The 22,128-nt window shown below is 59.7% G+C and carries 16 protein-coding genes; 1 reads left to right on the top strand and 15 read right to left on the bottom strand.

From position 1 onward, the window contains the following. Nucleotides 1-2 precede the first annotated feature (2 nt). From nuoH to IFT47_RS25290, 15 genes are all read right to left on the bottom strand, one after another. Nucleotides 3-992 (bottom strand): NADH-quinone oxidoreductase subunit NuoH, encoded by a 990-nt coding sequence (nuoH, locus tag IFT47_RS25360; protein WP_037008811.1) that lies wholly within the window; start codon nucleotides 990-992, stop codon nucleotides 3-5. Beyond that, a complete protein-coding gene (gene nuoG, locus IFT47_RS25355) occupies nucleotides 989-3,700 on the bottom strand; it encodes an NADH-quinone oxidoreductase subunit NuoG (protein ID WP_192174848.1) in 2,712 nt (903 codons plus the stop codon). The genes nuoH and nuoG overlap by 4 nt, the downstream gene beginning before the upstream one ends. 134 nt (nucleotides 3,701-3,834) lie before the next feature. Further along, entirely contained in the window at nucleotides 3,835-5,193 is a 1,359-nt protein-coding gene (gene nuoF / locus IFT47_RS25350) for an NADH-quinone oxidoreductase subunit NuoF (RefSeq protein WP_192174847.1), read from the bottom strand. Next, nucleotides 5,190-5,687, bottom strand: a complete 498-nt coding sequence (gene nuoE, locus IFT47_RS25345; RefSeq protein ID WP_065989124.1) for an NADH-quinone oxidoreductase subunit NuoE — start codon at nucleotides 5,685-5,687, stop codon at nucleotides 5,190-5,192. The genes nuoF and nuoE overlap by 4 nt, the downstream gene beginning before the upstream one ends. Before the next feature lie 2 nt (nucleotides 5,688-5,689). After that, complete coding sequence (gene nuoC / locus IFT47_RS25340) at nucleotides 5,690-7,471, bottom strand: NADH-quinone oxidoreductase subunit C/D (RefSeq protein ID WP_192174846.1); 1,782 nt, start codon at nucleotides 7,469-7,471, stop codon at nucleotides 5,690-5,692. Nucleotides 7,472-7,545: 74 nt separating this feature from the next. Next, entirely contained in the window at nucleotides 7,546-8,220 is a 675-nt protein-coding gene (locus IFT47_RS25335; RefSeq protein ID WP_065989126.1) for a NuoB/complex I 20 kDa subunit family protein, read from the bottom strand. A gap of 10 nt (nucleotides 8,221-8,230) precedes the next feature. Further along, the gene (locus tag IFT47_RS25330; protein ID WP_037008823.1) at nucleotides 8,231-8,644 is read right to left on the bottom strand and encodes an NADH-quinone oxidoreductase subunit A; all 414 of its coding nucleotides are present in this window, start codon (nucleotides 8,642-8,644) and stop codon (nucleotides 8,231-8,233) included. A 490-nt stretch (nucleotides 8,645-9,134) separates the two neighbouring features. Further along, nucleotides 9,135-10,460, bottom strand: coding sequence for an isocitrate lyase (gene aceA, locus IFT47_RS25325; protein WP_192174845.1), 1,326 nt, complete (start codon nucleotides 10,458-10,460; stop codon nucleotides 9,135-9,137). Between the two features lie 639 nt (nucleotides 10,461-11,099). Beyond that, nucleotides 11,100-11,888 carry a secretin N-terminal domain-containing protein gene (locus tag IFT47_RS25320; RefSeq protein ID WP_192174844.1) on the bottom strand — a complete coding sequence of 263 codons (789 nt, stop codon included), beginning with the start codon at nucleotides 11,886-11,888 and terminating at the stop codon, nucleotides 11,100-11,102. A 163-nt stretch (nucleotides 11,889-12,051) separates the two neighbouring features. Continuing rightward, nucleotides 12,052-12,477, bottom strand: a complete 426-nt coding sequence (locus tag IFT47_RS25315; RefSeq protein ID WP_192174843.1) for a GNAT family N-acetyltransferase — start codon at nucleotides 12,475-12,477, stop codon at nucleotides 12,052-12,054. After that, nucleotides 12,470-13,636: a ribosomal protein uL16 3-hydroxylase gene (locus IFT47_RS25310; RefSeq protein ID WP_192174842.1), complete on the bottom strand. Its 1,167-nt coding sequence runs from the start codon at nucleotides 13,634-13,636 to the stop codon at nucleotides 12,470-12,472. The genes IFT47_RS25315 and IFT47_RS25310 overlap by 8 nt, the downstream gene beginning before the upstream one ends. A gap of 84 nt (nucleotides 13,637-13,720) precedes the next feature. After that, complete coding sequence (gene purB, locus IFT47_RS25305; protein ID WP_192174841.1) at nucleotides 13,721-15,091, bottom strand: adenylosuccinate lyase; 1,371 nt, start codon at nucleotides 15,089-15,091, stop codon at nucleotides 13,721-13,723. A 132-nt stretch (nucleotides 15,092-15,223) separates the two neighbouring features. Continuing rightward, complete coding sequence (hflD, locus tag IFT47_RS25300; RefSeq protein WP_192174840.1) at nucleotides 15,224-15,844, bottom strand: high frequency lysogenization protein HflD; 621 nt, start codon at nucleotides 15,842-15,844, stop codon at nucleotides 15,224-15,226. Beyond that, entirely contained in the window at nucleotides 15,844-16,974 is a 1,131-nt protein-coding gene (gene mnmA / locus IFT47_RS25295) for a tRNA 2-thiouridine(34) synthase MnmA (RefSeq protein WP_192174839.1), read from the bottom strand. The genes hflD and mnmA overlap by 1 nt, the downstream gene beginning before the upstream one ends. A 128-nt stretch (nucleotides 16,975-17,102) precedes the next feature. After that, on the bottom strand, nucleotides 17,103-17,543 hold the full coding sequence (locus IFT47_RS25290; protein WP_192174838.1) for an NUDIX hydrolase: 441 nt from the start codon (nucleotides 17,541-17,543) through the stop codon (nucleotides 17,103-17,105). Nucleotides 17,544-17,759: 216 nt separating this feature from the next. Here IFT47_RS25290 and IFT47_RS25285 point away from each other — a divergent pair, with 216 nt between their 5' ends. Beyond that, nucleotides 17,760-22,112: a fibronectin type III domain-containing protein gene (locus tag IFT47_RS25285; protein ID WP_192174837.1), complete on the top strand. Its 4,353-nt coding sequence runs from the start codon at nucleotides 17,760-17,762 to the stop codon at nucleotides 22,110-22,112. The last annotated feature ends 16 nt before the right edge of the window (nucleotides 22,113-22,128 follow it).

The following is a 22,128-nucleotide window of genomic DNA, read 5'->3' as shown; positions in this document are numbered from 1 at the left end:
CCTCACTGAGCCGCCAAGACGACCGCAGCGGTCACCAGCAAATTGATCAGGGTCAGTGGCAAGCAGAACTTCCAGCTGAAATCCATCACCTGGTCATAACGCGGACGAGGGATCGAAGCACGCAACAGGATGAACAGCATGATGAAGAACGCGGTTTTCAGGGCAAACCACATGAACGACAGTTGCGGCAGGATATCGAACGGGCCATGCCAGCCACCGAAGAACAGGGTCACCAGCAGCGCCGAGATCAGGATGATGCCGATGTACTCACCGACGAAGAACATGCCCCATTTCATGCCGGCGTATTCAATGTGGTAACCGTCGGCCAGTTCCTGTTCCGCTTCCGGCTGGTCGAACGGGTGACGGTGAGTCACGGCGACGCCAGCGATGAAGAAGGTACAGAAGCCGAAGAACTGCGGAATGATGAACCACAGGTGATCGGCCTGGTACTTGACGATGTCGCCCATGTTGAACGAACCAACCTGCACCACGATGCCCATCAGTGACAGGCCGAGGAACACTTCGTACGACACGGTCTGCGCCGAGGCACGCAAGCTGCCCAGCAGGGCGTACTTGTTGTTCGATGACCAACCGGCGAACAGCACCGCATAGACCGACAGACCGGCCATGGCGAAGAAGAACAGCAGACCGATGTTCAGGTCGGCGACCACCCAGGTCTGGGTCACCGGGATGACCGAGAACGCGATCAACAGCGCGCTCATGGCCACCACCGGCGCCAGGGTGAAGATCACCCGGTCGACGAAGGGCGGGTTCCAGTCCTCTTTAAAGAACATTTTCAGCATGTCGGCGGCGATCTGGAACATGCCGAACGGACCGACGCGGTTCGGCCCGTAACGGTCCTGCCACCAGCCCAGCAGACGACGTTCGACGAAGCTGAGCAGCGCGCCGCAGACCACCACGGCGAGCAGCACCACGATGGCCTTGACGACGGCGATGATCGAGTCGATCACTTCAGGGGTGAACCAGGTCATTGAGCGGCCTCCTGCAGTGCGTCGACGGTTTTGCCGAACAACGCCGGAGGAATGCCCGCCAGACCGGACGGCAATGCCACCAGGCCTGCGCCCAGTTCTTCACTGATGCGCAGCGGCAGACGCAGTGTCTGTCCGGCAACGCTCAGGCTCAGCAGTGCGCCGTCGTTGACGCCCAGACGGTCCGCTTCGGACTTGGCCAGCGCCACATACGCCTGAGGAATGCGCTCTTGAACCGGTGCGGCTTTGGAGGAAGTCTCCTCGCTGCCGAACAGGTGATAGAACGGCACGACTTGCCAGGTCCCTTGTGCAGGGGAGAAGGCACGCGGGACGTTGGCGAACCAGCCCAGCTTGTCGCCGCTGCTTTCGATCAGGCGCACGCCCGGATCGCCAGCACGCAGGTGACCACCGACTTCGTCCTGGAACTTGTTCCACGCCTGTGGCGAGTTCCAGCCCGGCGACCAGGCGAACGGCACCTGGGAGCGGGGTTCGGCAGAGCCCGAGTAACCTTCCATCGAGAACGCGAACGCGGTGTCTTTGTCCTGCGGCGTACGCGGTTCATGGACGCTAATATTGGCGCGCATGGCGGTCCGGCCGCTGTAACGCAGCGGCTCGCGAGCCAGTTTCAGGCCCTTGATGCGGAACGCAGCAGACGGCGCAGCACCGACGATGCCGGCCAGTTGCGGATTGCTGGCGGCGCAGGCGGCAGTGACGTGGTCGAGCTGAGTCCAGTCAACCGGCTGATTCAACAGGGTAGCGCGCAGGGCATGCAGCCAGCGCCAGCCTTCGTGAACCAGAATGCTTGCGTCCAGGTAAGTTGGATCAAAGACCTGGAAGAAGCGCTGGGCGCGGCCTTCCTGGCTGACCAGCGTACCGTCGCCTTCGGCAAAGCTTGCAGCCGGCAGCACCAGATGCGCGCGGTCGGTGGTGGCGGTCTTCTGGTGATCGGCAACGATGACCACTTTGGCGGCCTTCAATGCAGCCTCGACCGTTGCCGCGTCCACGCGGGTAAACAGGTCGTTTTCCAGCACGACGATGGCGTCGGCCTGGCCGGAAATCACGGCCTGCAGCGCAGCGTCGACCGAGTCGCCACCGAACAGGGTCAGGCCCATGCTGTTGGCTTCCGGCACGATCAGGCTCAGCGAACCCTGCTTGTCGCGCAGCTTCAAGGCTTTGGCGATGTTCGCCGCGGCTTCGATCAGCGCGTTCGAACCCAGCGAGGCGCCGGAGACGATCAGTGGGCGCTTGGCTTCAAGCAACGCGGTGGCAATGCGCTCGGCCAGTTCCAGCGCTTCGCTGTCCAGGCCGACAACGGCCGGAGCGCTCGGGTCGATGGCGTGGGCCACCGCGAAACCGATGCGCGCCAGGTCGTCAGGCGCCGCGTGCACGCACTCTTCGGCGATGTCGTCGAGGCGGGTGTCGGTGAGGCTGGCGATGAACAGAGGGTTCAACTCGTGCTGACCGATGTTCTTCACCGCAGCGTCAAGCCATGGCTGGACTTTCATCGCAGCGGCCATGTCTTCGGCTTTGTTCTTCACCGACTGACGCAAGCCGAGGGCCATGCGCGCAGCGGTCTGGGTGACGTCTTCGCCAAGGATGAACACGGCGTCGTGCTCTTCGACTTCACGCAAGGTCGGGATCGGCAGCGGGCTGTCTTTCAGCACTTGGGCGATCAGGCGCAGACGCTCCAGCTCACCGGCTTCGATGCCCGAGTAGAAATGCTCGGCGCCGACCAGTTCGCGCAGGGCGAAGTTGCTTTCCAGGCTGGCGCGGGGCGAACCGATGCCGACGATGTTGCGCCCGCGCAGCAGGTCAGCCGCTTTATCCAGCGCAGCGTCCAGGCCCAGCTTGATGCCTTCGGCCAGCGGCTGGCGTGGACGGTCCGTGCGGTTGACGTAGCCATAACCGAAACGGCCACGGTCGCAGAGGAAATACTGGTTCACCGAACCGTTGTAGCGGTTCTCAATACGGCGGATTTCGCCATAACGTTCGCCCGGGCTGATGTTGCAGCCGCTTGAGCAGCCGTGGCAGATGCTCGGCGAGAACTGCATGTCCCATTTCCGGTTGTAGCGCTCGGAGTGGGTCTTGTCGGTGAATACACCGGTCGGGCAGACCTCGGTGAGGTTGCCGGAGAACTCGCTTTCCAGGGTGCCGTCTTCAACGCGACCGAAGTACACGTTGTCGTGGGCGCCGAACACGCCGAGGTCAGTGCCGCCAGCGTAGTCCTTATAGAAGCGCACGCAGCGATAGCAGGCGATGCAGCGGTTCATCTCGTGTGCGATGAACGGCCCCAGCTCCTGATTCTGGTGGGTGCGCTTGGTGAAGCGATAGCGGCGCTCGTTGTGGCCGGTCATCACCGTCATGTCCTGCAAATGACAGTGACCGCCTTCCTCGCAGACCGGGCAGTCGTGCGGGTGGTTGGTCATCAGCCATTCGACGACGCTGGCGCGAAACGCCTTGGATTCGTCGTCTTCGATGGAGATCCAGGTGTTGTCAGTGGCGGGTGTCATGCAGGACATGACGATACGACCACGGGTGTCGTTCTCGTCGGTGTACTGCTTGACCGCGCACTGGCGACAGGCGCCAACACTGCCAAGTGCCGGATGCCAGCAGAAATAAGGGATGTCGAGGCCCAGCGACAGACACGCCTGTAACAGGTTGTCTGCGCCATCGACTTCGAGCGCTTTGCCGTCTACGTGGATAGTGGCCATGGTTCAAAGTTCTTCGTTGGCCCGGTGTCAGCGGGCGTGGCTAATGGAATCTCGGTGCCATCCGACTCAAACAGCCTCGCGGCGTCGTCGGATGCAGGGAAGGCGGCCTTGTGAGCCGCCGACCGTTTATTGTGTTATGCGCCGACCATGGTCGGACTGATGACCTGATTGAGGTCGCCCGCACGTGTCGGTGCGATGCCTGCCTCGAATTCCGGCCGGAAGTACTTGATCGCGCTGCCCAGAGGTTCCACGGCGCCCGGTGCGTGGGCGCAGAAGGTTTTGCCTGGGCCGAGGAAGTTGACCAACCCCAGCAGCGTCTCGATATCGCCCGGTTGACCCTGACCGTTTTCGAGGGCGCGCAGCATCTTCACGCTCCACGGCAAGCCATCGCGGCACGGCGTGCAGAACCCGCACGACTCCTGGGCGAAGAACTCTTCCATGTTGCGCAGCAGCGAGACCATGTTGACCTTGTCGTCCACCGCCATCGCCAGACCGGTACCCATCCGGGTGCCGACCTTGGCCACGCCGCCGGCGTAGAACTGGCAGTCGAGGTGTTCCGGCAACAGGAAGCCGGTACCGGCGCCGCCGGGCTGCCAGCACTTGAGCTTGAAGCCGTCGCGCATGCCGCCGGCGTAGTCTTCGAACAGCTCGCGGGCCGGCAGGCCGAATGGCAGTTCCCACAGGCCGGGGTTCTTCACCTTGCCGGAGAAACCCATCAGCTTGGTGCCGTGGTCTTCGCTGCCTTCGCGGGCGAGGGACTTGTACCAGTCGTTGCCGTTGTTGACGATGGCCGGGACGTTGCACAGCGTCTCGACGTTGTTCACGCAGGTCGGCTTGCCCCATACGCCCACCGCAGCGGGGAAGGGCGGCTTGGAGCGCGGATTGGCGCGACGGCCTTCGAGGGAGTTGATCAGTGCGGTTTCTTCGCCGCAGATGTAACGCCCTGCGCCGGTGTGCACGATCAGCTCGAAATCAAAACCGCTGCCGAGGATGTTCTTGCCCAGCAGGCCGGCCGCTTCGGCTTCTTTTACCGCACGGCGCAGGTGCACGGCCGCAGTGGTGTATTCGCCGCGCAGGAAGATGTAACCGCGGTAGGCCTTCAGCGCGCGTGCACTGATCAGCATGCCTTCGATCAGCAGATGGGGCTGTTGCTCCATCAGCATGCGGTCCTTCCAGGTGTTCGGCTCCATTTCATCGGCGTTACACAGCAGGTAACGGATGTTCATGGATTCGTCTTTGGGCATCAGCCCCCACTTCACGCCCGTGGGGAAGCCTGCGCCGCCGCGACCCTTGAGGCCGGAGTCTTTGACGGCCTGGACGATTTCGTCAGGCGACAGTGTGGCGAACGCTTTGCGCGCCGCTGCGTAACCGTCTTTCTTCTGGTATTCATCGAGCCACACCGGCTCGCCGTCATCGCGCAGACGCCAGGTCAGCGGATGGGTTTCCGGAGCGCGGGTGATGAGGTTGGCGGGGCCGAAGGAAGTGATGGTCATACGTAACCCTCCAGCAGCGGGGCGACGCCCGCAGGCTGTAGATTGCCGAAAGTGTCGTCGTCGATCATGACCGCCGGCGCCTTGTCGCAGTTGCCCAGGCAGCAGGCCGGCAGCAGCGTGAAGCGGCCGTCGGCGGTGGTCTGACCCAGGCCGATGCCCAGCTTGCTCTGAATCTCGCTGACGATGTCTTCGTGACCCGCGATGAAACAGACCATGCTGTTGCAGACGCGAATGATGTGGCGGCCTACCGGCTGACGGAAGATCTGGCTATAGAACGTCGCCACGCCTTCAACGTCGCTGGCAGGGATGCCCAGCACTTCGCCGATGGCGTAGATGGCGCCGTCCGGCACCCAGCCGCGTTCCTTCTGAACAATCTTCAGGGCTTCGATGGACGCCGCGCGCGGGTCCTCGTAGTGATGCATTTCGTGCTCGATGGCCGAGCGCTCGGATTCGCTCAGGGCGAAACGGTCTGTCTGGATAAGCGTGCTGTTCATGCTTAGCGGTCCACGTCGGCCATAACGAAATCGATACTACCCAGGTACGCAATCAAGTCCGCGACCATGCTGCCTTTGATCACCGAAGGGATCTGCTGCAGGTGCGGGTAGCTTGGGGTGCGAATCCGGGTACGGTAGCTCATGGTGCCGCCGTCGCTCGTCAGGTAATAACTGTTGATGCCCTTGGTCGCTTCGATCATCTGGAAAGATTCGTTGGCCGGCATGACCGGGCCCCACGAAACCTGCAGGAAGTGGGTGATCAGGGTTTCGATGTGCTGCAGGGTGCGTTCTTTCGGCGGCGGCGTGGTCAGCGGGTGATCCGCCTTGTACGGGCCGGCCGGCATGTTGCGCATGCACTGCTCGATGATTTTCAGGCTCTGGCGCATCTCTTCGACGCGGACCATGCAGCGATCGTAGGCGTCGCCGTCGTGGGCCAGGGGCACTTCGAATTCGAAGTTCTCGTAACCCGAATACGGACGTGCCTTGCGCAGGTCGAAGTCCAGACCGGTCGCGCGCAGGCTGGGCCCGGTGACGCCCCATTCCAGCGCTTCCTTGGTGTTGTACGCAGCGACGCCGACGGTACGACCCTTGAGGATGCTGTTCTGCAGCGCTGCCTTGGTGTACTCGTCGAGACGCTTGGGCATCCAGTCGATGAAATCCTTGACCAGTTTTTCCCAGCCGCGCGGCAGGTCGTGGGCGACACCGCCGATGCGGAACCAGGCCGGGTGCAGACGGAAACCGGTGACGGCTTCGATCACGGTGTAGGCGCGCTGACGGTCGGTGAACGTGAAGAACACCGGGGTCATGGCGCCCACGTCCTGGATGTAGGTCCCCAGGAACAGCAGGTGGCTGGTGATACGGAAGAACTCGGACATCATGATGCGGATGACGTTGACCCGATCCGGCACGGTGATGCCGGCCAGTTTCTCGACCGAGAGCACGTAAGGCAGGTTATTCATCACGCCGCCGAGGTAATCGATGCGGTCGGTGTACGGAATGTAGCTGTGCCAGGACTGGCGCTCGGCCATTTTCTCGGCGCCACGGTGGTGGTAACCGATGTCAGGCACGCAGTCGACGATCTCTTCGCCGTCCAGTTGCAGGATGATGCGGAACGCACCGTGGGCCGAAGGGTGGTTCGGGCCCAGGTTGAGGAACATGTAATCCTCGTTGGTGCCGGAACGCTTCATGCCCCAGTCTTCCGGACGGAAACGCGCGGCTTCCTCTTCCAGTTGCTGCTTGGCCAGCGTCAGGCTGTAGGGGTCGAATTCGGTGGCGCGGGCCGGGAAATCCTTGCGCAGCGGGTGACCTTCCCAGGTCGGCGGCATCATGATCCGGGTCAGGTGCGGGTGGCCCGGGAAGTCGATCCCGAACATGTCCCAGACTTCACGCTCGTACCAGTTGGCGTTCGGCCAGATGCTGGTCACGGTCGGCATGCTCAGGTCGCTTTCGGACAGCGCGACCTTGAGCATGACGTCGCTGTTACGTTCTATCGACATCAAGTGATAGAACACGGTGAAGTCGGCGTCCGGCAGGCCACGGCGCTTGGTGCGCAGGCGTTCGTCGACGCCGTGCAGGTCGTACAGCATCACGTACGGCTTGGGCATCTGACGCAGGAAGGTCAGGATTTCGATCAGCCGCGCACGTTGCACCCACAGCACGGGCATGCCAGTGACGGTGGACTGGGCGCTGAAGGCTTCAGCGCCAAAACGGTTATGGAGTTCAACGACGACCTCTTGGTCGTCAGCCTTGTGAGGCGGGATGTACAGAGCGGTGTCTGCAGTCATAGGTCTCGATCGCTATCGGTCAACGTACAGAATGAACCCAGGTTCAGGCTTCTTTTTGTAAAAGAAAAACTGGATCAGACTTCGTCGGGGCTGCGCAGGTTGGTCACCGCAATACGCTGTTCGCGGCGCTGTTCCTTCTGCGACGGCATCTCGGCGCGATAAACGCCCTGATCACCGACGACCCAGGAAAGGGGACGACGCTCCTGGCCAATGGATTCCTGCAACAGCATCAAGCCTTGCAGAAATGCCTCTGGACGGGGCGGGCAGCCGGGCACGTAAACATCCACAGGGAGGAATTTATCCACGCCCTGAACCACGGAATAGATGTCATACATGCCACCGGAGTTGGCACAGGCGCCCATGGAGATGACCCACTTGGGCTCCAGCATTTGCTCATAGAGGCGCTGGATGATCGGGGCCATCTTCAGAAACGGGGTGCCGGCGATGACCATGAAATCCGCTTGGCGCGGCGATGCCCGGATCACTTCGGCGCCGAATCGCGCGATGTCGTGGGGCGCCGTGAACGCGGTGGTCATTTCCACATAGCAGCACGACAGGCCGAAGTTGTACGGCCAAAGGGAGTTCTTGCGACCCCAGTTGACCGCGCCATTCAGCACGTCTTCGAGCTTGCCCATGTAGATGTTTTTGTGGACTTGGTCTTCTAACGGATCGGAAACGACTTCGCGTTCGCCGATGGGGTACTGCTCGTTAGGAGCATCCGGGTCGATCCTGGTGAGATTATATTGCATTGCCAAAGCCTCATTGTTTTAGCTTCGCCTGCCGGTTACGACGACCAACGGGAGCCCAATCGAGCGCCCCTACCCGCCATAGGTAGACAAGACCTGCCAACAGAATTGCTATGAAAACGAGCGCTTCGGCGAAGCCGGTCCAGCCGCTTTCGCGGACGGACACAGACCAGGCGTACAGAAAGAGGGCTTCAATGTCGAAAATCACGAAGAGCATCGCGACCAGATAGAATTTTGCCGAGAGCCGCAGACGGGCGCCGCCGGTGGGCAGCATGCCGGATTCGAACGGTTCGTTTTTACTGCGGCCCCAGGCTTTGGAACCCAGCAGGCTGGAAAGGCCGAGCATGAAGGCGCAGAGGCCGACGACACCAAGGAGAAACACGGCGAAGCCCCAATTGTGGGCAATCAATCCTGTCGAGTCGGGCATGCTGGCAGTCCTTAACAGAGAGCAAAGGTCTCTGGGCTTGGAAAAGAAGTAGAAGCAGTGACGATATGTCGCAGTGCGATCAATTCCGGGATTTTATGTGCAAAAGGAGGGCAAGTAAATTTTCTGCATCAAATTTATTCGCAGGATTAATGAGATAGGTCACGGTTTTCATGCTTAGCCCCAGCGGGGACGGGCATCGAAGAGGGTTTGGAGAAATATGTTTCTTACGGCGCGGCGACAGTTCGACCTGACTTAAATGATAATAAATATCATTTGGCGGCTGGGTTTGATGTGTGTCACTGGAACGTGACGAAGTTCCCGTTTAATTAGCCGGGAGAGGAAGACGGTTATTGAGTGTGTGGTTAATTAACTTTTAGACGCTGATTTGAGTTGTCTATCGTTAATAGTTGACCAGCAACGTAGGTTTAATCCCTCACTGTCATCAGAAAGCCGCCCGTAGGCGGCCTCTGAATTCCCAATGCGTAGTGGCTTAATGGAACTGTTCTTCTTCCGTCGAACCCGTCAGTGCGGTCACTGAAGACTTGCCGCCCTGAATGACCGTGGTCATGTCATCGAAGTAGCCGGTTCCCACTTCCTGCTGGTGCGCCACGAAGGTGTAGCCCTTGGCCGCGTCGGCAAACTCCTGTTCTTGCAGTTTCACGTAGGCGGTCATGTCGTTGCGGGCGTAGTCGTGCGCCAGGTTGAACATGCTGTGCCACATGTTGTGGATGCCGGCCAGCGTGATGAACTGATGCTTGTAGCCCATTGCCGACAGCTCGCGCTGGAATTTGGCGATGGTCGCGTCGTCCAGATTCTTCTTCCAGTTGAAGGAAGGCGAGCAGTTGTAGGACAGCAGCTGATCCGGGTATTCCTTTTTGATCGCTTCGGCGAAGCGACGGGCCTCGTCCAGATCCGGCTTGGCGGTTTCACACCAGATCAGATCGGCATATGGCGCGTACGCCAGGCCGCGGGCAATCGCCTGGTCGAGGCCGGCTCGTACTTTGTAGAAGCCTTCCGGCGTGCGGGTGCCGGTCACGAACGGCTGGTCATACGGGTCGCAGTCCGAGGTCAGCAGGTCTGCGGCGTTGGCATCGGTACGCGCCAGAATGATGGTCGGCACGCCGGCAACGTCAGCCGCCAGGCGGGCAGCCACCAGTTTCTGTACGGCTTCCTGGGTGGGCACCAGCACCTTGCCGCCCATGTGACCGCATTTTTTCACGGACGCCAGTTGGTCTTCGAAGTGCACGCCCGCTGCGCCTGCCTCGATCATGCTCTTCATCAGTTCGTAGGCGTTGAGCACGCCGCCGAAACCGGCTTCGGCGTCGGCCACGATCGGCGCGAAGTAATCGATATAGCCTTCGTTGCCCGGGTTTTTGCCGGCTTTCCACTGGATCTGGTCGGCACGGCGGAACGAGTTATTGATGCGCTTGACCACGGTCGGCACCGAGTCCACCGGGTACAGCGACTGATCGGGGTACATCGATTCGGCGGAGTTGTTGTCCGCCGCGACTTGCCAGCCAGACAGGTAAATCGCCTGGATGCCGGCTTTGACTTGTTGCACGGCCTGACCGCCGGTGAGGGCGCCCATGCAGTTGACGAAATCCTTGTCGGGTCGGAAGGACGGCTTGGCGCCCTGGGTCACCAGGTTCCACAGCTTGTCAGCGCCCAGCTTTGCAAACGTGTGTTCAGGCTGAACCGAGCCACGCAGGCGGACGACGTCAGCAGCGGAGTAGGTGCGGGTTACGCCTTTCCAGCGTGGATTCTCGGCCCAGTCTTTCTCGATGGCTGCAATTTGTTGTTCGCGTGTCAGTGCCATGGGGTAAACCTCGTTGCTTGGTGTTGTGGGTCTTGAGGTGAAGCTCCTTGCTTCGCCGGCGCCGGGTTTCTTCAAGGCGCACTGATGGCTGCTCACTGAATCGGAAAGCATGGATTCTCAGTCAGATTTTTTCGCCATCAGGATGATGAGGCGATGAAGCTGCCTTTTGGGCGGAAATGACGCTAATCGGCACGAACATGCAGAGTTCGAGCGCGATCAGGAGGCGTTCTGCACGACCTCCGATCAGCGGGAGCGAGGCCATCATGCCTCGCCGATTTTGCCTCGTCAAACACTTTGTAGTGCTTTTTTGAGAGCACTACATTCTTCGTCTAATACGACTTGTCGGTCAGTTTCAGGCGTGTGAGTGCTGAGAAGGGGAAGTCAACGCGGGTACTGGGCGGTCACGGTATGGAGGCAGGATGTAGTGCCGGATTGGGCACTACATAATTGGCGGTATCTAACCGGAATAGCACGGATGGCCACGGTCCATGTGGGAGCGAGCTTGCTCGCGAAAGCCTTTTGTCAGCCACCGGAGAGCCATTGGCTGCACCGGCCTCTTCGTGAGCAAGCTCACTCCCACAATTTTGCGCAGTGGCTAAATCACCCTTGGCTTGGCATTGCGATAACGAGCGGTTCCCCTCAATCCAGGCTATCGACCTTCACCCGCAGCTGCATGTCATTGCTGCCCTGTGTCGAATAGCGTCGGACGACGCCATGCTCGTCGGCGCGGGACTGATCGCTGGCGCCGGCCAGCGTGATCCACTCACCCAGCCGACCACTGACTTGCGTGTCGGTGCTCTGCACTTTGATGGCGTCGGCCTGTTGCTGGCTCATGCGGTCGTTGTTGGTGCTGATGCTCAGGTGGACTATGTCACCGGTGACCGTCGCGGTGACGTAGAAGCCCTGGGTCACGTTTCGATACTGCGTGTTGGTCTGCGGGTAGCCATAGCCATCGGACTGCACCGTGGTGATAGGTATGCTCTGGCCCATCTGAATCAGCGCCGGCGTCCCTTCGTTGGCCTGAACCTGTTGCACGCCACCGTCGCGACTTGCGGTGCCGTAATTCTGGATGCGCGTGCGGCCGTCGGCGCTGATGCGTCCGTCCTGGGAACGCACGGTGCCATTGACCGAGTAACCCTGGTCGCTCTGGACCGTGCTGTCACTGGTGTCGACGCTGATCATGAGTCGCTTGGGCGCGGTATCGAGTTGACCGAGCAGGTCGCGCAGTTCGCTGATCTTGTCTGGTTCGGCGTTGACGATCAGCTTGTTGCCATAGGCATTGACGCTGCCTTCGTTGCCCAGAAACGACTTTACGGTGGGCAGCAGATCGTCGCTGGTGCGGTAATTCAGGGGGATGACTTCAGTGGCGGCCGCGGCCGTGAAGCTGCAAGCCAACAACAGTGAAGCGAGGAGGGTGCGTAATGACATCGATGTGGTCTCCGCGAGGGGCGCGTCTGAACGACGAGTTTGCCAGTTTGTCGGCCCGCGCAGCACCAAGTTGAATCGCAGGCAGCAAAACGCCCCGGTGCTCGCGTTTCAGCATAGACAGCTGAGGCGCGAACGCCGGGGCGCCGGGTGCAGCAATGGGCAATCAGTGCGAGTGGCGCACCATGTCCACGTGGGGCAGGCCGGCTTCGAGGAACTCGTCGCTGACCACGCTAAAACCGAAGCGCTCGTAGAGTGCCGTGGCATGAACCTGAGCGCTGAGCCGCTGCTGTTTCAGGCCGCGGCGCTCTGCTTCGGCGAGGATGGCGGTGATCAGCGCCTCGCCTACGTTCAGCCCGCGCCAGTCTTTCAGCACGGACAATCGGCCAAACTCACCGTCCGGCAACAGGCGCGCGGTGCCCACGGCGTAATCGCCTTCCAGCGCCAGAAAATGCAGAGCGTCTGCATCTTCCGAGTCCCATTCCAGTTCGGGCGGCACCGACTGTTCCGACACGAATACAGCGTCGCGAATGCGCCGGATGTCGGCGTTGTCTTTCTGCCAGTCGGCTACCCGTACGTGGATCTTATTCATCAGCAAACCCCAGACTTCCTTGTTTGACCAGCTCACAGAGCAGGTTACGTCCATCGTCATCTGCCAGCCATTGGCCCAGATTGTCGATATGCAGCGCATCGGCTGCACAGATCATTTTCAACAGTTCGCGCAGATGGCCCGGCAACAGACGGCTCTGACCGCTGGCGAACAACAGCAGGTCGTCGTCGACTTCCGACCACGCCAGTCGCGCGCTCGGGTTGCGGATCAGCACGGCGCCCTGTTCCAGACTGTCGAGCAGCTCGCTCTCGGCCAGTTCCGGGCCGACCACCAGCTCGGGATAACGCGGCTCGGTCATGAACTGGCCGAACCAGGTCAGCAGCAGGCGCTCGTCACCCATGTGCTCGGCCAGCAAGCCCTTCAGGCGATCAAGGGCATCACGCTGAATCTGGTGCGGATCGCTGACCGGTTGCGCGTCGGCATCGGTGTAGCGTTCTTCTTCAGACATGAACTGGCTGAGGAAGTCCGTGAAGTGGGTCAGCACTTCAGCGGCGCTTGGCGCGCGGAAGCCCACCGAGTACGTCAGGCACTCATCCACGGCGACGCCGCAGTGGGCCAGACGCGGGGGCAGATAGAGCATGTCGCCCGGTTCCAGCGTCCACTCGTCGGTACCCTGGAAGTCGGCGAGGATGCGCAGGTCGGCGTGCTCGAGCAGTTGGCTCTCGGCGTCGCACATCTGACCGATCTGCCAGTGACGCTTGCCGTGACCCTGCAGCAGGAACACGTCGTAGTTGTCGAAATGCGGACCCACGCTGCCGCCTGGCGCGGCGTAGCTGATCATCACGTCATCGATGCGCCAGCTCGGCAGGAAGCGGAAGTTTTCCAGCAGTTCGCTGACTTCAGGCACGAACTGATCCACGGCCTGGACCAGCAAGGTCCACTCACGCTCCGGCAGTTTGCTGAATTCGTCTTCGGCGAACGGGCCGCGGCGCAGCTCCCACGGGCGCTCGCCTTTCTCGATGACCAGGCGCGATTCAACTTCTTCTTCCAGCGCCAGGCCCGCCAGTTCGTCGGCGTCGATCGGGCTCTGGAAATCCGGAATGGCCTGACGGATCAGCAAAGGTTTCTTCTGCCAGTAGTCACGCAGGAACTCGCGCGCTGTGATGCCACCTAGGAGCTGAAGAGGGATGTCAGGATTCATGTGTAACCTATTGAAAAAACGAGTTTTTACGACGGGAATAAAAACGCCCGGCTCAGCCGGGCGTTCAGAGCGTGTGCAGTGCGGTCAGATGCGCTTGGCTTGCGCCACGGCGTTGCCGATGTAGTTCGCCGGCGTGAGCTTTTTCAGCTCGGCCTTGGCTTCGGCAGGCATGTCCAGACCGTCGATGAAGGTCAACAGTGCTTCAGGGCCGATGCCCTTGCCGCGGGTCAATTCCTTGAGCTTCTCGTACGGGTTCTCGATGTCGTAGCGACGCATGACTGTCTGGATCGGCTCGGCCAGGACTTCCCAGCAAGCGTCCAGATCGGCGGCGATCTTCTGCTCGTTGAGTTCCAGCTTGCCGATGCCTTTCAGGCTCGCTTCGTAGGCAATCACGCTGTGAGCGAAGCCCACGCCGAGGTTACGCAGCACAGTGGAGTCCGTCAGGTCACGCTGCCAACGGGAGATTGGCAATTTGCTGGCCAAATGCTGGAACAGCGCGTTGGCGATGCCGAGGTTGCCTTCGGAGTTTTCGAAGTCGATCGGGTTGACCTTGTGCGGCATGGTCGACGAGCCGATTTCGCCGGCGATGGTGCGCTGCTTGAAATAGCCCAGGGAGATGTAGCCCCAGATGTCGCGGTCGAAGTCGATCAGGATCGTGTTGTAACGGGCGATCGCGTCGAAAAGCTCGGCGATGTAATCGTGCGGCTCGATCTGCGTGGTGTAGGGGTTGAAGCCCAGACCCAGCTCGTCTTCGATGAAGGCGCGGGCGTTGGCTTCCCAGTCGATGTCCGGGTAGGCCGACAGGTGCGCGTTGTAGTTGCCGACGGCGCCGTTGATCTTGCCCAGCAGCGGCACGGCAGCGACTTGAGCGATCTGGCGTTCCAGGCGGTAAACGACGTTGGCCAGTTCCTTGCCCAGGGTGGTCGGCGAGGCTGGCTGACCGTGGGTGCGCGAGAGCATCGGCACGGCGGCGAAGCGGATCGCCAGCTCGCGGATCGACTCGGCGATTTCCCGCATCAACGGCAGCAGCACGGTGTCGCGGCCTTCGCGCAGCATCAGCGCGTGGGACAGGTTGTTGATGTCTTCGCTGGTGCAGGCGAAGTGGATGAACTCGCTGACCTTGGCCAGCTCCGGCAACTTGGCCGCCTGCTCCTTGAGCAGGTACTCGATGGCCTTGACGTCGTGGTTGGTGGTGCGCTCGATCTCTTTCACGCGCTCGGCATGCTCGAGAGCGAAATCGTTAGCCAGGGCATCGAGGAGGGCGTTGGCCTCGGCGGAGAATGCCGGCACTTCAGGGATTTGCGGGTGAGCCGCCAGGCGTTGCAGCCAGCGTACTTCCACCAGGGCGCGGAAACGGATCAGGCCGTACTCGCTGAAAATCGGGCGCAGGGCCTGGGTTTTGCCGGCGTAGCGGCCATCTACAGGGGAAACCGCAGTGAGCGAAGAAAGCTGCATGGGGTGTTCTCGGACTGTCAGGCGACGAAAAGGGGCGCGTATCATACATGAAAATTCCGGTCAGCCGAGGCTGGCTGACCGTTATGACTCGCGCGATGTCAGGTTCGGAGCGGGCTGAATGGGGTTGGCCACTCAGCGGTGAAGCAATGGATACAGTTCTTTCAATAACTTGCGGCGGCTGATGACCAGTTGCCAGCGGTGGCCGCCCACTTGTCGCCAAAGGCGCGCGCAGCGAATACCGGCGAGTAACAGCGCGCGGATTTTCGAGGCGTTGTTGGGTTGCTGCAGATTGCGCATGTCGCCGTGGACCTGAATCCGCTGACGCAAGGTGCTCAGGGTGTCCTGATACAGCGCGCCGCTGGCGGCAATGACGTTCTCGTGAACGATACCGAAATGCTCGACCTGGGATTTGATCTGCGGCAGGCGCTTGCCGATGGTGTCGAGCATGTCCTCGCGCTTGGACAGTTGACGTTCCAGGCCCAGCATCGCCAGGGCATAACGCAGGGGTTCCCGTTGCAGCGTGGCCGGATCCCGTTCCAGAGCGCTGGCGAGGGCGCGATAGCCCTCGTGCAGATTCAGGTCGTCGCCACCGAACACGTCCAGCGTGTCTTTCGGGTCCATGACCAGCAGCGTGCCCATCAGGCAGCCAACAGCCGCTTCACCGGCCTGGCCGGTCTTGGCGATGCGATCGACCAGCACAGCGGCCTGAAAGACTCCGGCCAGGGCGACAAGTTGTTCCTGAATCGGGGTCATCAACGTGCATCCCTGGTGTGCCACGGCTCGGCGATTTCGATAACGCCGCCGCCGAGGCAGACCTCGCCGTCGTAAAACACCACGGACTGGCCCGGCGTCACGGCGCGTTGCGGTTCGTCGAAGGTGGCGCGATAGCCGGTCTCGGTACGTTCCAGTGTGCAGCTCTGGTCGCTCTGGCGGTAACGCACTTTGGCGGTCAGCTGGCGCGGGCTGCTGAGGTCGATCGGATTGACCCAGTAGATCTCCGACGCGAGCAGGGCGCGGGAGAACAGCCACGGGTGTTCGTTGCCCTGGCCGACGATCAGCTCGTTGTGCTCCAGATCCTTGACCAGCACGTACCACGGCTCATCGCCGGCGTCCTTCAGTCCGCCGATGCCCAGGCCCTGGCGCTGGCCGATGGTGTGGTACATCAGGCCGGCATGCCGACCGATGACCTCGCCCTCGGTGGTCTTGATTTCGCCGGGCTGCGCAGGCAGGTATTGCTTGAGGAAGTCGGTGAAACGACGCTCGCCGATGAAGCAAATGCCGGTCGAGTCCTTCTTCTTCGCGGTCGCCAGCTGGTATTTCTCGGCGATGGCACGCACCTCGGGCTTCTCCAGTTCACCGACCGGGAACAGGGTCTTGGCGATCTGCTCACCGCCGACGGCATGCAGGAAGTAGCTCTGGTCCTTGTTCGGGTCCAGGCCCTTGAGCAGTTCGGTGCGGCCGTCGATGTCGCGGCGGCGCACGTAGTGCCCGGTGGCAATCAGGTCAGCGCCGAGCATGAAGGCGTAGTCGAGAAAGGCTTTGAACTTGATCTCGCGGTTGCACAGGATGTCCGGGTTCGGCGTGCGCCCGGCTTTGTATTCTTCGAGGAAATGCTCGAAGACGTGATCCCAGTACTCGGCCGCGAAATTCACGGTGTGCAGTTTGATACCGATCTTGTCGCACACAGCCTGGGCGTCCGCGAGGTCGTCCATGGCGGTGCAGTATTCCGTTCCGTCGTCTTCTTCCCAGTTCTTCATGAACAGGCCTTCCACCTGGTACCCCTGCTCCATGAGCAGAAGGGCGGAGACCGAAGAATCCACGCCGCCGGACATGCCGACAATGACGCGCTTCTTTTCTGTATCGGAAAAGGCTGAATCAGACATAGGAATTCGATTGGGTAGCAGCAGGAAAGGGCGCGATTCTAGCAGGGAGTCGGCGCCAAGGCTAAAAGCTATTCAGTTGCACAGACGCATGGGATGAGTAGGACCTGCTTCAGCCGGGAAAGGGCCAGTCAGTCGCGTACAACGTCCAGAATGTGAATCGGGCCTGCCAGGTAGTCGTCGATGCAGCGCAATACCAGCTTGCTGCGCCAGCGCTCCGGTTGACGGGCGAGTTCGTCGCGGCTGAACCAGGGCGCGCCGACGATGCCGGTGTCCAGCGCACGTTCGGGGTGGTGCCGCGTTGCTTTGGCCGAAAAGCACACGCGCTGGTAGGTCACGCCATTCGATGGCGCTGTGTACAGGTAAATGCCGACGACGCCCGTCAGTTCGACGTCCCAGCCGGTTTCTTCCAGCGTTTCGCGGATGGCCGCTTCGCGCAACGTTTCATCAGGCTCGAGGTGCCCGGCAGGCTGATTGAGCACGAGCTTGCCGTTTTTCAATTCTTCGACGAACAGGAAACGGCCATCGTCTTCGATGACGGTTGCGACGGTGATGTGGGGGTGCCAAGTCATGGATAGCTCGGAGAATATAAATAAGGTTTCGGAGCATAGCCGCTACAGTGACCTGCCTCAAACCCGTCCTCTTGGCTACCGTTGGTCTTATCCAGCATTTGCTTTTCTTGCCAGGGAAAAATAGTGCTTAACTGAAAGATAAGGTTGTTGTATCAGTGCGCAAGTCCGCATTCATTGAGTGCCGGATATCGTCGCCCGTTATAAATGGAGAAGTACATGAACACTATGGATGGTGATAAAGGCCGGTCGTGCGCCTGTCGGTATGTAGACGTTATTGGATGGCGACCTATCGTTTTCGGGGTGATACTTCTAATTGGATTAATGCAAAGAGGGTGGGCGGGGCCGCTTGAAGTGGGAGGCGAGCAGCGGGGCAGTGCAGCAGCGTCGCCGGAGCTAATATTACAAGCCAAAGACCGCAGTCTTCAGAAACCTGAACCCGACCACGCCGGAGTAGGCAACAGCGCGCCATACATTCGGGATTTTTCCAAGCCCTATAATGAATATGTCTGGGTAACGGCTCATAACGGTTATCTGAATGACCTGGATGAACAGTTGGAGCGAGGTGTTCGCGGATTGATGTGGGACGTTCACCCCTTCAGGCTGGGGGCCTATCCCGACTACTGGACCGAGGCCTATTTGTGTCATGAAACCTTGGGCGGTTATGAGGAGAGTCCGTGCGCTCCTGCATCCAAAACAAGAAAACCATTCAAGGACGAACTGCAAAAAGTCATGCGGTTTCTTGATAAGGAAGAGAATAAATCCGCTGTCGTTACTATATTGCTGCAAGATCGAGTCGAACGCCGATTTATCGAAGAGGCCTTTGCCAGCGTGCCTGGTTTGTCGGACTACGTATTTGATGTAAGAGACTACATTCGCGATGATCATTGGCCAACGTTGCAGCAAATAATCGACAGTCACAAAAGGATCATCTTTTTCGTTGAGAACCTCAACGGTGAGTATCCAACGCCGGCCAAGCCTGTCTACCTGGCCAAGGGTTCAAATTTCAAGGTGGAGAATACCTATGATCTGGGGTCTACAACCTCTGATAACTGGGAGTGTGTTACTCGCTGGTCAGACATCCCGCTGACAACTCCTTACGCCTCGGAAGTCGGGTTTACATCGTGGCCCAGGCTTTTTACCCTGAATCAGTTCCACACGTTGTTTTCCTCCCCCGCCCATGCCGCCCAGATCGACAATAATTTAACGTGGATGGAACACCGGATTGACCGTGCGTGCGCGGTCGCAAATGAGAAACGGTTGATTCCCAACTTCCTCGCTCTGGATTACTCCCAAGTGGGTGATGCGGTCGCCTATGCTGGTGCATTGACCGAGGGCGGCGTCTACTTCTATGAGGATAACAACGGTGTCTCCGAGGCTCATCCAGATTCAACGCTTCACGCAGGTCCCACCAGTGCTTTGAACTCAGACGTCGTCTGCGTCTTGCCCACCAGTGTCGAGTGGGATATTCGCTTAAAAGCTGCAGGGTGCGAGAACGACGAAACACGATCCCTTGCACTTAGGGGTGTCAAGAAAGGCACCAGTATAAAAGTCTTCGATCAACCTAATGCGAGCAAGTCGGACGACTACACCGTCATCAACGTGTTGCGTGACATCGGGCTCAGCGAGCGAGTCGTGGTGGGCAGTTATGAGCGCTCTTACACCAACGCAGATGTAGAGGTGACCTATCACCCTCACAACGGTCTTGATGGCAAGGTCTCACACATCATTATCGAGCCCGAGACAGGCAGCATCATGCCTAAAATAAAATTGGCTGACGACAGCGACAATGACGTTTGCTCTGTTCCGGTGGATGCGGCCATTTCATTTGAGTTGGGCGGCAATGGTGATGCTTATGGATGTTCAAACGATGATGCCCAGTCCTTTGTGCTGACGGGGGCTTTGGCCGGCAGCACTATCACGCTCTTTGGTACTAAAGATGCGTCCGAAACCTGTTCGCAGGGTTGCGTCAGATTATTTGTACGCAAGGACATGACCGCTCCCTTCAGCATTGCCAATCTGGATGGGTTCGGTGCGAGCACGGAAAGTGCTGACGGATCGGTATTGGCTGTTCGATATGGGGGCGATCAGCAACTGGCGGGCAAGGTCTCTTATATGAAGGTGTCACTGGACAGCTTTACGGGCCAGGACGTCGTGCCAACAAGTGCGGAGGCCGATGGCTCTTTTGGTAGTTGGGGGGCTAAAGCTCAGTGCCCGGTCGGCCGGTTTGCCTGGGGGTTCAGTTTGAAAATCGAAAAGAACCAGGGTAGCGGAGATAACACAGGGCTCAACTCAGTCAGAATGTTTTGTTCAGAAGACGCTCAGTCAAACCCGATCGAGAGTGCGGGAGGAAGCTGGGGGGACTGGAGCGCGACGTATAAGTGCACCCCTTCGAACGGGCCGCTCAAGGGTTTTGCCATGAGGACGCTATGGCCCAGAGATCACAGCGACGAGGTGGTCGCAACCGACCTCATCGGCGTCTGCCAGGACGGTACCCGAATTGGCGGAGCCATGCCTGAAGACTGGGGAGTCTGGAGCAGCGATTTTATCTGTCCTGCGGATCTGTACGCCGCAGGGTTTATAACGCGGCTCGAGGGTTATCAGGGGGAGGGTGACGACACTGCCCTGAACGGCATGAGAATGTATTGTGCCCGCACCTTTGACGAGGTGTTGCCCACAAAGCCGGTCATACAGCAAGTGACCCCTGGAACGTCTGTGATCTACTGGGACGATTCCGTAAACCAGGATGGCATCGCCGAATTCGAGATATCGGGTGATGGCCGAGTGTTGGGAAGTACCCACACCAACTTCTATGAATTCAACACGCAAGGCATCAGTGAGGTGTCCGTCGTAGCGGTCGACTTTGATGGCAATCGTTCTGCGCCCTCATCCGTAGCGATTCCGGCGTTCGATGCCACACCGCCTGCCACGCCGACAGGGCTGAAGGTCGTCAATCACCAGGGCGGGCTGTTTGAAATAAGCTGGGATGAGATCGCGGGCTCCGCAAGCAGCCTGGCATATGAGATTTCCTACGATGGACAGGTGCAAGGGGTAACGCCCCAAACGTCGATAGCGATCGACCAAGCTGTAACACCGCTCAACTTCATGCTGGCCCTTCGTGCTCACAAGTTTAATGACACTTATTCGGCGCCCGTATCCCTGTTTATCGACAGGACCCCCCCTCAGTCACCTTCAGACTTGAGTTTCAGTGACCTGCAAAGCCACTCGTTGAAATTGAGCTGGGCCGCGTCGTCTGACGAGACGAAAATGAAGGGGTACGCGGTTTACAGGGATGGCAGCCTGTTGGCCGAGACAGCAGGCACGACATTCACTGTCGAGGGGTTGGAGATCGGTGTGAACTACACCTTCGCTGTCCAGGCCAGGGACGCCGCTGATAACCAGTCAGCTGTTGTTTCTGTGTTCGTTGATCGTGAAGCGCCGTCTACGCCCCGTGACATTGAATACAGCGATGTGACACCGACGTCGCTGAAACTTTCATGGCTTCCCTCACACGACAATGTGGGTGTGGTCGGGTATCGCATTGTGCGGGACGATGGCGCGACCTTCGATACCGAAACCCCCGACTACCACGACACCACGCTTAAACCCCTGACGACTTATCGTTACAGTGTGAGCGCCTACGACGCCAACCTTAACCCATCGCAGCCCACGATGCTTTTGGTGGATCGCGAACCACCGTCAGCGCCGTCCGGGGCCCGATACAGCGAGGACACAGGCACCACGTTGCTTATCCAGTGGACCGCCTCCACCGATGATGTCGGCGTAACGGGCTACCACATTTACCGAGATGATCTGCCTGAGGCGATCGGTGAAACTGATCTGACGACGTTCACTGCATCGGGCCTGACCCCCGCAACGACCTACACCTTTCACCTGGAAGCGTTCGATGCCGCCGGCAATCAATCTGCCCGCGCCCTGCTGCTTGTTGATCGGGTTGCGCCAGTGCTTGCGCCGTTCTTTTATGCCTATGGCGCGAATGGTGCTGAAACAGACACGCCTCTTTTGAAGTGGGAGGATGCGACCGACGACACCGGCGTGGCCGGCTACGAACTATCGGTGGATGGAAACGTAGTACAAACCGCCAGCGAAAGACCCGTCAAGACCGCCGATCTGGGCCTCAGCACTGGCGAAAACCATACCTTTGGTCTTAGGGCCTATGATGCGGCGGGTAACCATTCAGCCCCTAAGGAGCTCGTGATGTATCACGGCCGCCCCTCGATGCCGATAGACTTAAAAGGCACGTTAATGCCAGGTGGTGGGGTCATCTTCGATTGGGACAGGGGTGATCCGTCAACCACCCGGTATTCAATCCAGACAGACGCAGGGGTTGAGACCGAGCAACCTGACGTTCGATTCCCCACATTGGTCAATGAGGCGCTTGACCCCCCTTCGGTCGCCGTGAAGCTAGAGGCCATCAACAGCGAAGGCGCCAAATCGTTAAGTATTTTCTGCAAGAAAACGGATCCAGCCACGCCCACCTTTGACCGCTGTGAGCCCAGCGATTACACGAACACCAGGCATACGCTCAACGTGAAGCCTTCCCGGCCATAGCAATGCCAGGCCGTTT

This window comes from Pseudomonas sp. CFBP 13711 (genome assembly GCF_014842265.1).
Classification (GTDB): domain Bacteria; phylum Pseudomonadota; class Gammaproteobacteria; order Pseudomonadales; family Pseudomonadaceae; genus Aquipseudomonas.
This window is presented reverse-complemented; position numbering and strand designations above follow the sequence as displayed.